The following is a 591-nucleotide window of genomic DNA, read 5'->3' as shown; positions in this document are numbered from 1 at the left end:
GCCTGGTCCCTGGCGCTGCAGCAGGCGCGCCGCCAGCGCGGCTCGGGCGACCTGCGCGGCCTGGGCGACCTGATCGTCGCCGACGCCCAGCGGCCCTCGGTCGCGCCCCCCGCCGGCGCCTATCGCTGCCGCACCGTCAAGCTGGGATCCCAGGGAGGCGAAGAGGGGCTGGGCTACGTCGTCTACGGATGGTTCGCCTGCCGCATCGAGCAGACCCCGAACGGGCTGAAATTCGTCAAGCTGACCGGCTCGCAGCGGCCCTCGGGCCTGCTGTTCCCCGAAAACGATTCCCACATGGTCATGCTGGGATCGATGGCCCTGGCGTCGGAGCCGCCGGCCAATTCCTACGGCCAGCGGCCCGATCGCGACCTGGTCGCCGTGCTCGAGCGTATCGGCGAACGCCGCTGGCGCCTGGTCATCCCCTGGCCCCAGAACGAATCCAACCTGGACCTGATCGAGTTGGTGCCGGCCTGAGTCAGGCCGCGCGCGACATCGCCGTCGTCGGGGCCGGCCCCTCGGGCCTGGCCTGCGCCCTCATGCTCGCCCGCCAGGGGCGACGCGTCGCGTGCTGGAGCGGTTCGGAGCGGGGCG

2 protein-coding genes are annotated in these 591 nt (G+C 72.6%); both read left to right on the top strand.

The genetic code is table 11. The features are described 5' to 3' along the window. Positions 1-474: DUF4893 domain-containing protein (locus tag AC2W7C_RS18800; protein ID WP_486002696.1), on the top strand; the 474-nt coding region annotated here is incomplete at its 5' end. Continuing rightward, positions 405-591, top strand: a 187-nt coding sequence (locus AC2W7C_RS18795; protein WP_486002697.1) for an FAD-binding protein, incomplete at its 3' end; no start/stop codon positions are given. The genes AC2W7C_RS18800 and AC2W7C_RS18795, both read left to right, overlap by 70 nt.

It is taken from the genome of Brevundimonas sp. CURTG3B2_SDJG (assembly GCF_057364705.1).
Note: the sequence above shows the minus strand (reverse complement) of the source record. Positions and strands in the feature narration are given on the sequence as shown.